Origin of the sequence: Pusillimonas minor, assembly GCF_014237865.1 — a bacterium.
Lineage (GTDB): Bacteria > Pseudomonadota > Gammaproteobacteria > Burkholderiales > Burkholderiaceae_B > Neopusillimonas > Neopusillimonas minor.
The window spans coordinates 41,733-54,164 of sequence record NZ_JACJUU010000003.1 but is presented as its reverse complement, the minus strand read 5'-3'; the positions used below and the strand labels follow the sequence as shown (position 1 = coordinate 54,164).

The following is a 12,432-nucleotide window of genomic DNA, read 5'->3' as shown; positions in this document are numbered from 1 at the left end:
GAGCGCTTAGCTTCGCAGTAAAAGTGTCTGCAATGTGTAATGCAGCAAGCTTCTATGTGAACTGACACAACAGTGTGCCTGAATCAGATTCTCAAACCACCGGCAATGATCAACTTGGTCCACTACGGAAATCACCCAAGGTCGTGCGATCAGTGGCCGGCGCAGATCACATGAAAAGGGCATGGTGGTTTTCGTGCCCGAAGGCTCTAGCGAAGATGTGACGCGGCCACCTATCGCCTACCACGCTATCTATGCGTTTTTGAATGACTGTGGGTTCAACGACTTAGAAAACTCAAACTTTCATGCCGGACCACAGCTTCGGCTCGTAGCGGGCTCTCTGCAAGATGGCCGTTTAATTTAGAGTAATAAACTGGGAAGTAGGTCGTTGCCGGTGCCAATGCCGGTAGCGAAAATTGGCACTATCGTCATAATTTGCGCGGCCACGCCCAACGCGGCTGTGCAGCCAGCAGGGCTGGAGCTTCGCGGTTATGTTCTTGGCAATTTGCAGCGATGCCGTGTGGCTATACGCTCTTCCAGGGATTAATGACTGTCACGCCGGCCGCTTCATAGGGCGATGTGTCACGTGATGCGACGATGAAACCACGCGATGCTGCAACAGCTGCGATGTAACCATCGGGTGTCGGGAAGCCACGCCCTCCATTTCTGGCTGTCACGGCCAAATCGGCGTAGTGTCGCGCCGCATCGGTATCAAATGGTAGTAGTCGATCTTTGAACAGCTCTAGCAGTTCATCCAAGGCAAGATCAAGCAAATTCTTGCGTTTTCCGGCTGGCAGCGCTCGAATACCAAACAGTAGCTCAGCCAATGTGACACTGGATAGATACAAGGTTTCCGCAGCCTGATCGTTCAGCCAGGCTCTTACCGACGCGTCTGGTTCCGGCTTCATCGCCTCAGAAACGACATTGGTATCCAGGACGATCATTTAGTCAAAACCCATAGGGTTGGCTGGTGCTTTATCCCGCACACGCTCGAAGATGGCAAGGTCTTCGTTGGTCAGACCGACCTTGCGACCGATGGCGGCCAGAGCGTCACCTACACGCACACGCTTCTCTGGCTTGACCGCCGCGGCGAGAATCTCTCGCACCTCGGCCTCCGTACTACGGCCATGCTCCGCCGCCCGCACGCGCAACGCACGATGCACATCATCTGGCACATTTCTTACGGTCAGGATTGCCATAATTCAAATCCTCCAGCTTGCTGTCTGTGACTGCAATTATAGGATTATGCAGTCATTCATACAAGGATAATGGACCAGTCATGCAACAAACAAAAAAGCCCGCAATGACGCGGGCTTTGCGGCTTTTGATGCCATTATGTGCCTGACCATGCCAGACGCGGGATCATTCCCATTCTATTGTAAACAAGACATTTTTATCTTTTATATTCAATGGCTTATTTTCCTGCTAATTGGTAATACCATGAAAAATACCATGCTCAGAAAAGGCTTAACAATATTTTGAAAAATTGCCTACTGAGCGCTGCCGCACAGCTCCATAGGCCGCTTTCCTGGCTTTGCTTCCAGATGTATGCTCTTCTGCTCCTGCAGCTAATGGATCACCGCAAACAGGTTACTCGCCTGGGGATTCCCTTTCGACCCGAGCATCCGTATGAGACTCATGCTCGATTATTATTATTATAGAAGCCCCCATGAATAAATCGCTCATCATTTTCGGCATCGTCAACATAACCTCGGACAGTTTCTCCGATGGAGGCCGGTATCTGGCGCCAGACGCAGCCATTGCGCAGGCGCGTAAGCTGATGGCCGAGGGGGCAGATGTGATCGACCTCGGTCCGGCATCCAGCAATCCCGACGCCGCGCCTGTTTCGTCCGACACAGAAATCGCGCGTATCGCGCCGGTGCTGGACGCGCTCAAGGCAGATGGCATTCCCGTCTCGCTCGACAGTTATCAACCCGCGACGCAAGCCTATGCCTTGTCGCGTGGTGTGGCCTATCTCAATGATATTCGCGGTTTTCCAGACGCTGCGTTCTATCCGCAATTGGCGAAATCATCTGCCAAACTCGTCGTTATGCATTCGGTGCAAGACGGGCAGGCAGATCGGCGCGAGGCACCCGCTGGCGACATCATGGATCACATTGCGGCGTTCTTTGACGCGCGCATCGCGGCGCTGACGGGTGCCGGTATCAAACGCAACCGCCTTGTCCTTGATCCCGGCATGGGGTTTTTTCTGGGGGCTGCTCCCGAAACCTCGCTCTCGGTGCTGGCGCGGTTCGATGAATTGCGGCTGCGCTTCGATTTGCCGGTGCTTCTGTCTGTTTCGCGCAAATCCTTTCTGCGCGCGCTCACAGGCCGTGGTCCGGGGGATGTCGGGGCCGCGACACTCGCTGCAGAGCTTGCCGCCGCCGCAGGTGGAGCTGACTTCATCCGCACACACGAGCCGCGCCCCTTGCGCGACGGGCTGGCGGTATTGGCGGCGCTGAAAGAAACCGCAAGAATTCGTTAACTGCACATTCGGGATATTTCTCTATATTCGCGGTTCAGCAGGCATGTCCCCTTTGAGGGCGACCCGACGACAGGATAATCGACCTTATGGTGCGCAAATATTTCGGCACAGACGGTATTCGTGGCAAAGCCAACGAAGGCGCGATGACGGCGGAAACCGCCTTGCGCGTCGGCATGGCGGCTGGCCGTGTCTTTCGTCGCGGTGACCACCGCCATCGTGTCGTGATCGGCAAGGATACGCGCCTGTCGGGCTATATGCTTGAACCCGCGCTCACAGCCGGTTTCACCTCGATGGGCATGGACGTATTCCTTTTTGGCCCGCTGCCGACAACGTATAGGAAGAATAAACGCCCTTTTCACCCAAGTCCAACAGCTTTGGACCGCAGTTGACTCTTTCGACACCCCTGCGATGCAACCCAATCCGGCTGACGGGGAGCCAGCAACGCTGAAAATTTACCCTCCTCTTTCCCACTAGCGGCTCCTTTTCCGACAACCAGCACGGCGGATCCCTGCCGCGGCGCTGTGAACGCAGCATTTTGATTGGTATCGTTGGCCTTCAGGCTCGTCAGTCAAACAGACCCAGGAGCAGCTCAGCCGGTGGCGCCCGGCTTTCGGGTAACGCCCTGGTCCCGCTGGTTTCGGCTTTGTGCTTCAGGTGATCAAGGATCTGCTTGATCACTATAGGGTCTTCAATGCAGGCGATGACTTTCATGGCGCCGCCGCAGCCGCTGCAGGTCTCGATGTCGATATTGAAAACACGCTTGAGCCGTTGCGCCCATGTCATCGACGCTCGCCGTTGTGCTGGTGTTGCCGGTTCATCAGCCACCCTGACCTTGTTGCCCCTGCCCCGTTTTGCCGGCGTGACCAACGCCCGGTGCCGACTGTTGGGTGCGAACACCCCGTGGAAGCGGGTTAGGTTGACTCTGGGCTTCGGTACCAGGGCGGCCAGCCTTGCAATGAAATCCAATGGTTCGAAAATGACGTGCGTGGTGCCGTCCCGGTACGGCGTCTTGAGCTGGTAGCGCACGTTGCCGCCTCGTGTTAACGACAGCCGCTTCTCGGATACCGCCGGGCGGCTGATGTACCGGCACAGCCGTTCGAGCTTCTTGCGTTCATCGGCCCTGGCCGCCACGCCGGCGTGCAGGCTGGACCCGGCTACCTTGCCAATCCCGTCACCGAACGGATCACCACTGGTCGGCAGAGTTTGCAAAGTGAACACCTTTCGCCCCGCCTGTGAACCGACAGCGATACGGTAAGTGATCGAGTGCCCCAGCAGGGGTGTCATCGGGTCGTCATCCACCGCATCCGAGGCCAGATAGCTGTTTTCGACATCCCGTTCCAGCAGGCCTTGCCGTTCCAGATAGCGACCCACCCGGTGGGCGATGGTGTGCGTCAGCTGGGTGAGCTCTGGGCTGGTCGGCGCCTTGACCCAGCGGAAACGCGCTGAGCCGTGGGATTGCTCGACATACACACCGTCGAGAAACAGCATGTGGAAGTGAACATTCAGATTGAGCGCCGATCCAAAACGCTGGATCAGGGTGACCGCGCCCGTCTTGGCCACTTGGTGGGTATGGCCCGCTTTCTTGACCAGGTGCGTGGCAATGACGCGGTAAACGATGCCCAGCACCCACCCCATGATCTCGGGCCGGCTGGCAAACAGGAAACGCAGCTGAAACGGGAAGCTCAACACCCACTGACGCATGGGTTGTTCAGGCAGTACTTCATCAACCAGCAAGGCGGCACTTTCGGCCATCCGCCGCGCCCCACAGCTCGGGCAGAAACCGCGACGCTTACAGCTGAAAGCGACCAGGTGCTCGGCGTGGCAAGACTCGCAGCGAACCCGTAGAAAGCCATGCTCCAGCCGCCCGCATTGGAGAAATTCTTCAAATTCCCGTTGCACATAGCCCGGCAATTCCTTTCCCTGCTCTGCCATAAGCGCAGCGAATGCCGGGTAATACTCGTCAACGATCTGATAGAGAAGGGTTTGCTCGGGTCGGTGGCTCTGGTAACGACCAGTATCCCGATCCCGGCTGGCCGTCCTGGCCGCCACATGAGGCATGTTCCGCGTCCTTGCAATACTGTGTTTACATACAGTCTATCGCTTAGCGGAAAGTTCTTTTACCCTCAGCCGAAATGCCTGCCGTTGCTAGACATTGCCAGCCAGTGCCCGTCACTCCCACTCGATTGTAAACAAGCACACAAAACCCTTTAGTGACAACAATTTGCAAGAACTATCAGGCTCAGTGCCATGAAAAATACCATGACCAGATCATGAGGTTGAACACGGCTTGCGCCGGCAGCGTTCACGCTCCTGGTCGGCGATCTCGCCCGGCTGCAATGCTAGCTCAGCATCGGTCATGCGCTCCAGCACGTCGCGTAGGCGGATGGTGCAAGGAATGGGCGGCAGCTCGAACTCATAGCCGCCGGCGATCATTTCGGCCGCAATCTCCTCGGTGATGAAAAACGGCTCGTCGTCTTGGTTCGGCTTCTTCATGCCCTTTCCTCCTGGCGCTCATCCTGGCCGACAGCGGCCAGGGCATCGGCTTCCGTCAATGCGTCCTCCACGAACGCGCCGTGCTGCTTCGCTTCGGCCTGGCTGACCTCGGCCCATATCCGTTTCACCTGGGCCGCACTGTACCCGGCCAGCTCGGCGGTCTTGTTGATGCTGTAGCCGGACTTGCGCAGCGCGACAACTTGGGCGCGGCGCTTCGGATCAGCACGGCGGCCCTTGTACCGCCCGGCCTGGCGGGCCAACTCAATGCCTTGGCGCTGGCGTTCGCGCCTGTCCTCGTAGTCGTCGCGGGCCATCTGCAAGGCCAGGCGAAAAAGCATGATCTGCACGGCTTCCAGCACGATCTTGGCGACGCCCTGGGCCTCGGCCGCCAGGTCGGATAGATCGACCACGCCAGGGACGGCCAGGCGTGCGCCTTTGGCCTGTATCGAGGCCACCAGGCGCTCGGCCTCGGGCAAAGGTAGGCGGCTGATGCGGTCGATCTTCTCGGCAATGACCACCTCGCCGGGCTGTAGGTCGCCGATCATGCGCAGCAGCTCAGGCCGGTCGGCGCGTGCGCCGGATGCCTTCTCACGGTAGATGCCGGCGACGTAGTAGCCGGCGGCCTTCGCGGCCGTAGTGATCGCCTCTTGGCGTTCCAAGTCCTGCGCGTCGGTGCTGACGCGCAGATAGACCCGCGCCACCATCGGCGCGGCTACTGGCTTCGTCCTGCGCATACTTGCGGGCTCCTTTGGGCATACTCAAATGCACCCATCTTAAACTGGCAGGCCAATTTATCACATATCGATCTAAATGTGTCGTTTTCAGAAGACGGCTGCACTGAACGTCAGAAGCCGACTGCACTATAGCAGCGGAGGGGTTGGATCCATCAGGCAACGACGGGCTGCTGCCGGCCATCAGCGGACGCAGGGAGGACTTTCCGCAACCGGCCGTTCGATGCGGCACCGATGGCCTTCGCGCAGGGGTAGTGAATCCGCCAGGATTGACTTGCGCTGCCCTACCTCTCACTAGTGAGGGGCGGCAGCGCATCAAGCGGTGAGCGCACTCCGGCACCGCCAACTTTCAGCACATGCGTGTAAATCATCGTCGTAGAGACGTCGGAATGGCCGAGCAGATCCTGCACGGTTCGAATGTCGTAACCGCTGCGGAGCAAGGCCGTCGCGAACGAGTGGCGGAGGGTGTGCGGTGTGGCGGGCTTCGTGATGCCTGCTTGTTCTACGGCACGTTTGAAGGCGCGCTGAAAGGTCTGGTCATACATGTGATGGCGACGCACGACACCGCTCCGTGGATCGGTCGAATGCGTGTGCTGCGCAAAAACCCAGAACCACGGCCAGGAATGCCCGGCGCGCGGATACTTCCGCTCAAGGGCGTCGGGAAGCGCAACGCCGCTGCGGCCCTCGGCCTGGTCCTTCAGCCACCATGCCCGTGCACGCGACAGCTGCTCGCGCAGGCTGGGTGCCAAGCTCTCGGGTAACATCAAGGCCCGATCCTTGGAGCCCTTGCCCTCCCGCACGATGATCGTGCCGTGATCGAAATCCAGATCCTTGACCCGCAGTTGCAAACCCTCACTGATCCGCATGCCCGTTCCATACAGAAGCTGGGCGAACAAACGATGCTCGCCTTCCAGAAAACCGAGGATGCGAACCACTTCATCCGGGGTCAGCACCACCGGCAAGCGCCGCGACGGCCGAGGTCTTCCGATCTCCTGAAGCCAGGGCAGATCCGTGCACAGCACCTTGCCGTAGAAGAACAGCAAGGCCGCCAATGCCTGACGATGCGTGGAGACCGAAACCTTGCGCTCGTTCGCCAGCCAGGACAGAAATGCCTCGACTTCGCTGCTGCCCAAGGTTGCCGGGTGACGCACACCGTGGAAACGGATGAAGGCACGAACCCAGTGGACATAAGCCTGTTCGGTTCGTAAGCTGTAATGCAAGTAGCGTATGCGCTCACGCAACTGGTCCAGAACCTTGACCGAACGCAGCGGTGGTAACGGCGCAGTGGCGGTTTTCATGGCTTGTTATGACTGTTTTTTTGTACAGTCTATGCCTCGGGCATCCAAGCAGCAAGCGCGTTACGCCGTGGGTCGATGTTTGATGTTATGGAGCAGCAACGATGTTACGCAGCAGGGCAGTCGCCCTAAAACAAAGTTAGATGCACTAAGCACATAATTGCTCACAGCCAAACTATCAGGTCAAGTCTGTTTTTATTATTTTTAAGCGTGCATAATAAGCCCTACACAAATTGGGAGATATATCATGAAAGGCTGGCTTTTTCTTGCTATCTCAATAGTTGGCGAAGTAATCGCAACATCCGCATTAAAATCTAGCGAGGGCTTTACTAAGCTTGCCCCTTCCGCCGTTGTCATAATCGGTTATGGCATCGCATTTTATTTTCTTTCTCTGGTTCTGAAATCCATCCCTGTCGGTGTTGCTTATGCAGTCTGGTCGGGACTCGGCGTCGTCATAATTACAGCCATTGCCTGGTTGCTTCATGGGCAAAAGCTTGATGCGTGGGGCTTTGTAGGTATGGGGCTCATAGTTAGTGGTGTAGTAGTTTTAAACTTGCTTTCCAAAGCAAGTGCCCACTAATAAACTCAGTCATCTAACAAGTCGTTGCAGCACCGCTCCAGCACTTCGTGCCTGCGCTGGACAGTTTTTAAGTCGCGGCTTTATGGTTTTGCTGCGCAAAAGTATTCCATAAAATCACAACTTAAAAACTGCCGCTGAACTCGGCGTTGAACGACAGCTTTCCCAAAAGCTCTACGGCTGCTCTGGGTCGACACCGGTAATCGGATCGTTGCCGCACTGAACAGCGCCCCGTTCCAGGTCGCCTCCATTTATGCGGCTGAACCGAGGGAGAGCAGCTTTACGCCGTCTGGCCGCAGTTCGCCCTTGGGCGACACGTGCCGGTAGAGCGTCTGCCGGGTAATCCCGAGTTCTTCGCAGAGATCGCCCACCTTGGTTTCCGGTTGCCCCATGCTGGCCATCGCCAGGCGTAGCTTGGCGGCGGTCATCTTGAAGGGGCGCCCCCCTTTCCTGCCGCGAGCGCGCGCCGAGATAAGTCCAGCGACTGTTCGCTCGGAAATCAACTCACGCTCGAACTCGGCCAGCGCGGCAAAAATACCGAACACAAGCTTGCCGGCGGCAGTCGTCGTGTCGACCGCCGCACCGTGACCGGTCAGGACCTTCAGGCCCACGCTACGCGCAGTTAGGTCGTGCACGGTGTTGATCAGGTGGCGCAGATCACGGCCAAGCCGATCGAGCTTCCACACGATCAGCGTGTCCCCTTCACGAAGCGCCTTCAGGCAAGCAGCCAACCCTGGGCGATCATCGCGCCTGCCCGAGGCCAGATCCTCGTAAAGGTGCGCAAGGCTCACACCAGCGGCGATGAGCGCATCGCGTTGCAAATTGGTGGACTGGGATCCGTCCGCCTTCGATACCCGCATGTAGCCGATCAGCACCTTTTCACCCGTCACGTATACGTTCGATTATGTGACAGTGTGCGCCGGAAAATTCTGGCCGTCAAAATTTGTCACTTAACCCGTCATTCTGTCTAAGACATGCAAAGGGTCCATCAGGCTCGTAATGTGACAGAAATTCCGGGGGGATGCCTTCCTTTGCAAAGGTGGCTCGCAACTGTTCCAGGGAAGCTGGGTCGCGCCGACCATAGGAAGCCAAGGCGAACAGCGAGCGCGCCGTCTCGGGGTTGTGCCGCGCTTCAATGATCGCCTCACTGATAGCTTGGACCGCCCGTTGCCAGTGATTGACGGGTTCGGGCTTCGGCGCTTTCGCCGGCAGACCACTGGTGAACCCGGTTTGGGGCTCGGACCAGAACAGCTTTGCATGCTCGCCTGGCGGGCTTATATCCCTCACCTCAATCAAGCTGATTGCCGCTGCCGCTGCCTCCAGCATCTGCAACCGTACTGCCGGGTTCAGGGTTTCATACGGTCGCCACAGACTTTGCCCAGCACGCAGCGGATGCCCGCAGCCTTGCCAGACTTGGCGGAGATACCCCGCGTAGGTTCCGCACGCCGAAAGCGGGGTGTTCAGCTCATCGAGCAGCGTGCGTAGCAGCCGAAACCACAATCCAGCGTGGATGCGTCGGCGCGGCAGCTCCACGTGACCGGTTGTCAGTGCCTGCCAGGTACGCTGGTCCATCGCCGCAATCGCGTCGCTGGCGGTGCGCGGCGCAGTGTCGGCGTTCTCCCAGCCGAGAAACCGCCCAGGCACGCCCCAATAGGATTCCAGCCAGCAGCCATGCAGCGGGCAGCTCAGCATCAAGGGCAGCTTCCATGCAAGCAGTACGGCTTGGTTTGCCGGGTCGTTCAGACAGAGCGGACAGGCGCGATGTATCGGCTGGCTGGGCAGCCAGGCACGCCAGCTCGTGATGGATCGCGTCCTACGGCGGAGTTTCGGCAGCAGCACCGAGAGCTGGAACGCATAGGTTTCCAATGCATCTGGAATCTGATCATCAAGACTGTCCAGTAGCCAAGGCACCCAGCCGGCGAAACTCATGCAACGCAGCCGATCCGGCTCGATGCCGCTCCGCAGGGAGAGCATCTCCAGCAGCGCCAGTGGTGGCGCGGTGTCCAGGTCATCAACCTGACCGTGACCAAGATCGTGCTCCAGCAGCTCGGACACCTCCATGTGATAGCAAAGGGCCACGCGGTTGAGCCACGAAGACAAGGCTTCGCCTTCCCTGGGAGCCGGATGCAGTGGCCAGCGTGGCGCTGGCTTCACATCAGTTCCCGCTCGAATTGCCGCCGCCGCTCGCTGGGACCGGTGTAATCGGCCATGCTGAGCGTGCGATGGTTGATCGCTTCCTCGCAGCTCTCCACGGCGACGATGGCCGCTGCCATCAGCAAGTGCGCCAGTTCGCCTATGGTGCCCTCGCTGCGTGTGAGCAGGTAGCGGGCCATGTCCAGCGTGGCAATCGACGAGGGTCGCCGCAGAGGAAGCGAAGCGGCGAAGCTGGCCAGCAGTGAGCAGCAATCGTCGTTGGCCTCCCACAGCGGCAGCATCATCGGCTCGAAGCGGTTTTCCAACTGGTCATCCGAGCGGATGGCCAGATAGGCGTCGCGCGTGCCAACCCCGACCAGTGGGATGCGCAGTTCGTTGCCGAGGAAGCGCAGCAGATTGAGGAATTCCCGGCGGTTGACGCTGTTACCAGCCAGGACGTTGTGCAACTCGTCGATCACCAAAATGCGCACGCCGACCTTGCGCAGCAGTGCCAGCGCCAGTTGCTCCATTTCCGGCAGTCGTGGGCGCGGTCGCAATGGCGCACCCATCGCCGCGAGCAGCGCGACGTAGAAGCGGATCACAGACGGCTCGGACGGCATCTGCACGACCAGCACCGGGATGTGCTCCTGGTCGGCATCGGCGCTGGCCAGATGCGTGCGCCGGAACTTCTCGACGATCATCGACTTGCCGTTGTTGGTCGGGCCGACCAGCAGCAGGTTGGGCATGCGTTGCTTGTTTGGCCACGCATACAGGGTTTCCAGCCGGTTCAGCGCCTCGACCGCGCGGGGGTAGCCGATCCAGCGGTCGGCGCGAAGGCGTTGGATGCGCTCGTCCGCCGGCAGCCGGGCCAATCCCTGCGCCGCCGGCAGCAGGTGGGACAGCTCGATGATGGGATATTCTTCCACGGCTACCACTCCTCAATCTGGTCGAACGGTTTGGCGGGCGGCTGGTTGTCCGCCTGCTGGTCATCCATGTCAGCGTCCGGTGGTGGCGTGGCTTTGACAGGCGGTGCCGTTGCCTTGAGATGCTGGCGTCGATCTGCGTCGCGCCGCGCCTTGCGCGTGGTCTTCTGCGCGGTGGTCACGATTTTGCGCATCTGGTCGATCATGCGGAACAACGCCGACTCATCCACCTGTTCGCGCCCTTGCTGCCGCAATTTCATCAGCGCCTGCCGTTGTTCCCAGAGGGTGACAGCCGGGTGCGACAAGGTACGGTAGGGAATTTCCAGGTAGTGCTGTCCCTCCGGTTCCAGGACCCAGATACGGCTGATGTCGCGCGGATCGCGCCGGATCAGAAAGGACGGCCAGCGTTCACGCCGCGCAATCCACGGCTTGAGCGCATCGGCGTAGTAGTGGATGTGGTCGATGACAAAGCCGGTGCGGGTCAGCGTGCGCCGGAGGATCGGCAGAAAATCGACCAGGAACGAAGTAGCGCGTGTGACGACGGCCGGTACGCCGACACGCGCCACGGCCTCGGCCCAGCGCGCGGCCGGCGGTTGGAGCAGGCCGTTGTGCACCGAACCGTGGTAGGTGCCGACCGCCAATGTGAGCCAGCGCTCTAGCTCGCGCAGCGTCAGGGCGGCCTTGTTTTCGGAATCGTAGTCGCCGCGCTGGTCAGGGTTGGAGAAGGTCGTTCCCGGCAGTTCGTCGTGAATCATCTGCATCGCCGTGCCGATGATCCGTTCCACGATGCCGCCATAGTGCGGCTGTCCCAGCGGGCGATAGTCCAGCCGGATGCCATGCTGCTCGCAACCCCGGCGCAGGGCCTCGCTCTTGAACTCGGCCGCGTTGTCTAGGTAGAGCAGCAAGGGCTTGCCGCTCATCTGCCAATCCATTTCCACGTTCAGTCCTTCCAGCCAAGGGCGCTTGTCGCAGGCGACATGCACGAGGCACAGGCCAACCGAAACGGCAGACGGCGCTTCCAGCGTGACGACCATGCCGAGCACGCAGCGGGTGAACACGTCGATGGCGAGGGTCAGGTACGGGCGGCCAATAGGTTGCCGGTCGCGGTCATCGACCACGATCAGGTCGATGACCGTATGGTCTATCTGCACCTGCTCCAGCGGCGCGGTCACGGCAGGAGGCTCGCCGCCCACACCTTGTAGGTCACGAGCGGCATCCTGGCCTTCCCGCCGGCGGATGACCTTGCGCGGGTCAAGGCTAGCGATCCGTAAGGCCACGGTATTGCGCGCCGGCACTCGCAGTTTTTGAGCCTTGCACACCTGAGTGACTTCGCGGTGAAAGGCCGCTAGGCTGCGCTTCTGCTTGGTCAGGAACCGCTTTTGCAGTAGCTCGTGGATGACGCGCTCGACCGGTTCCGGCAAGCGCCCCTTACCTTTACCTCCACCGGACTGGCCGGGCACCAGATCCGTCACGAGGCCGCTGCCTTGCCGGGCACGCCGGATCAGAACGTATACCTGGCGCCGAGACAAGCCCAGCGCCTGAGCCGCCATATCGGCCGCTTCGTGCCCGACCGTCTCCGACTGCGCCAACGGACTGATGATCTCCGCACGACGGCGCGCACGCTCCCAAGCCTCATCAGGCAGAGTGGCCACGCCTTGTTCTGGAATCCGTGGGGTGTCCGTCGCCATGCTCACCTCGCTTTGGTGCACACGAGTATTGAGCATAGTCGAGATTGGTGCAGATCACTTCTGATATTGAACTGTCAGGAGCTGGCTGCACAACAGCCATTACGCCCAAT

General features: G+C 59.5%; 12 protein-coding genes and 1 pseudogene. 3 read left to right on the top strand and 10 right to left on the bottom strand.

All coding sequences use genetic code 11. The features are described from left to right. Positions 1-521: 521 nt before the first annotated feature. The gene (locus GTU67_RS05245; RefSeq protein ID WP_185779064.1) at positions 522-941 is read right to left on the bottom strand and encodes a type II toxin-antitoxin system VapC family toxin; all 420 of its coding nucleotides are present in this window, start codon (positions 939-941) and stop codon (positions 522-524) included. After that, complete coding sequence (locus GTU67_RS05240) at positions 942-1,196, bottom strand: FitA-like ribbon-helix-helix domain-containing protein (protein WP_185779063.1); 255 nt, start codon at positions 1,194-1,196, stop codon at positions 942-944. A 470-nt stretch (positions 1,197-1,666) separates the two neighbouring features. Between GTU67_RS05240 and sul2 the strand changes: the two genes are divergently transcribed. Further along, positions 1,667-2,482 (top strand): sulfonamide-resistant dihydropteroate synthase Sul2, encoded by an 816-nt coding sequence (sul2, locus tag GTU67_RS05235; protein ID WP_001043260.1) that lies wholly within the window; start codon positions 1,667-1,669, stop codon positions 2,480-2,482. A gap of 86 nt (positions 2,483-2,568) precedes the next feature. Then, positions 2,569-2,811, top strand: a pseudogene (gene glmM, locus GTU67_RS05230) (phosphoglucosamine mutase); the annotation flags it as partial. A gap of 235 nt (positions 2,812-3,046) precedes the next feature. On the opposite strand, the gene GTU67_RS05220 reads toward glmM, so the two are convergent. The 4 genes from GTU67_RS05220 to intI1 form a co-directional block, all read right to left on the bottom strand. Then, positions 3,047-4,540: an IS91-like element ISCR2 family transposase gene (locus tag GTU67_RS05220; RefSeq protein ID WP_001120888.1), complete on the bottom strand. Its 1,494-nt coding sequence runs from the start codon at positions 4,538-4,540 to the stop codon at positions 3,047-3,049. Between the two features lie 210 nt (positions 4,541-4,750). Then, positions 4,751-4,975 (bottom strand): hypothetical protein, encoded by a 225-nt coding sequence (locus GTU67_RS05215; RefSeq protein WP_000743213.1) that lies wholly within the window; start codon positions 4,973-4,975, stop codon positions 4,751-4,753. Next, positions 4,972-5,709 (bottom strand): recombinase family protein, encoded by a 738-nt coding sequence (locus GTU67_RS05210; protein ID WP_001366550.1) that lies wholly within the window; start codon positions 5,707-5,709, stop codon positions 4,972-4,974. Before GTU67_RS05210 ends, GTU67_RS05215 begins: the two co-directional genes overlap by 4 nt. A 281-nt stretch (positions 5,710-5,990) precedes the next feature. Then, on the bottom strand, positions 5,991-7,004 hold the full coding sequence (intI1, locus tag GTU67_RS05205; RefSeq protein ID WP_000845048.1) for a class 1 integron integrase IntI1: 1,014 nt from the start codon (positions 7,002-7,004) through the stop codon (positions 5,991-5,993). A 244-nt stretch (positions 7,005-7,248) separates the two neighbouring features. Between intI1 and qacE the strand changes: the two genes are divergently transcribed. Continuing rightward, positions 7,249-7,581: a quaternary ammonium compound efflux SMR transporter QacE gene (gene qacE / locus GTU67_RS05200; RefSeq protein WP_064161975.1), complete on the top strand. Its 333-nt coding sequence runs from the start codon at positions 7,249-7,251 to the stop codon at positions 7,579-7,581. Between the two features lie 248 nt (positions 7,582-7,829). Here qacE and GTU67_RS05195 read toward each other — a convergent pair whose 3' ends face one another. The 4 genes from GTU67_RS05195 to GTU67_RS05180 all read right to left on the bottom strand — a co-directional run bounded on the left by GTU67_RS05195 (position 7,830) and on the right by GTU67_RS05180 (position 12,358). Next, positions 7,830-8,438 (bottom strand): recombinase family protein, encoded by a 609-nt coding sequence (locus GTU67_RS05195; protein WP_152960984.1) that lies wholly within the window; start codon positions 8,436-8,438, stop codon positions 7,830-7,832. 76 nt (positions 8,439-8,514) lie between these two features. Beyond that, complete coding sequence (locus GTU67_RS05190; protein ID WP_088244043.1) at positions 8,515-9,732, bottom strand: TniQ family protein; 1,218 nt, start codon at positions 9,730-9,732, stop codon at positions 8,515-8,517. Next, entirely contained in the window at positions 9,729-10,637 is a 909-nt protein-coding gene (locus GTU67_RS05185) for a TniB family NTP-binding protein (RefSeq protein ID WP_028604704.1), read from the bottom strand. Before GTU67_RS05185 ends, GTU67_RS05190 begins: the two co-directional genes overlap by 4 nt. 2 nt (positions 10,638-10,639) lie before the next feature. After that, positions 10,640-12,358: a Mu transposase C-terminal domain-containing protein gene (locus GTU67_RS05180; RefSeq protein ID WP_088244042.1), complete on the bottom strand. Its 1,719-nt coding sequence runs from the start codon at positions 12,356-12,358 to the stop codon at positions 10,640-10,642. Positions 12,359-12,432 lie beyond the last annotated feature (74 nt).

Excerpts from the sequence above, each read along its gene's own strand:
- GTU67_RS05245 (WP_185779064.1), bottom strand. The coding sequence starts at position 941 with ATGATCGTCCTGGATACCAATGTCGTTTCTGAGGCGATGAAGCCGGAA.
- GTU67_RS05240 (WP_185779063.1), bottom strand. The coding sequence starts at position 1,196 with ATGGCAATCCTGACCGTAAGAAATGTGCCAGATGATGTGCATCGTGCG.
- sul2 (WP_001043260.1), top strand. The coding sequence starts at position 1,667 with ATGAATAAATCGCTCATCATTTTCGGCATCGTCAACATAACCTCGGAC.
- GTU67_RS05220 (WP_001120888.1), bottom strand. The coding sequence starts at position 4,540 with ATGCCTCATGTGGCGGCCAGGACGGCCAGCCGGGATCGGGATACTGGT.
- GTU67_RS05215 (WP_000743213.1), bottom strand. The coding sequence starts at position 4,975 with ATGAAGAAGCCGAACCAAGACGACGAGCCGTTTTTCATCACCGAGGAG.
- GTU67_RS05210 (WP_001366550.1), bottom strand. The coding sequence starts at position 5,709 with ATGCGCAGGACGAAGCCAGTAGCCGCGCCGATGGTGGCGCGGGTCTAT.
- intI1 (WP_000845048.1), bottom strand. The coding sequence starts at position 7,004 with ATGAAAACCGCCACTGCGCCGTTACCACCGCTGCGTTCGGTCAAGGTT.
- qacE (WP_064161975.1), top strand. The coding sequence starts at position 7,249 with ATGAAAGGCTGGCTTTTTCTTGCTATCTCAATAGTTGGCGAAGTAATC.
- GTU67_RS05195 (WP_152960984.1), bottom strand. The coding sequence starts at position 8,438 with ATGCGGGTATCGAAGGCGGACGGATCCCAGTCCACCAATTTGCAACGC.
- GTU67_RS05180 (WP_088244042.1), bottom strand. The coding sequence starts at position 12,358 with ATGCTCAATACTCGTGTGCACCAAAGCGAGGTGAGCATGGCGACGGAC.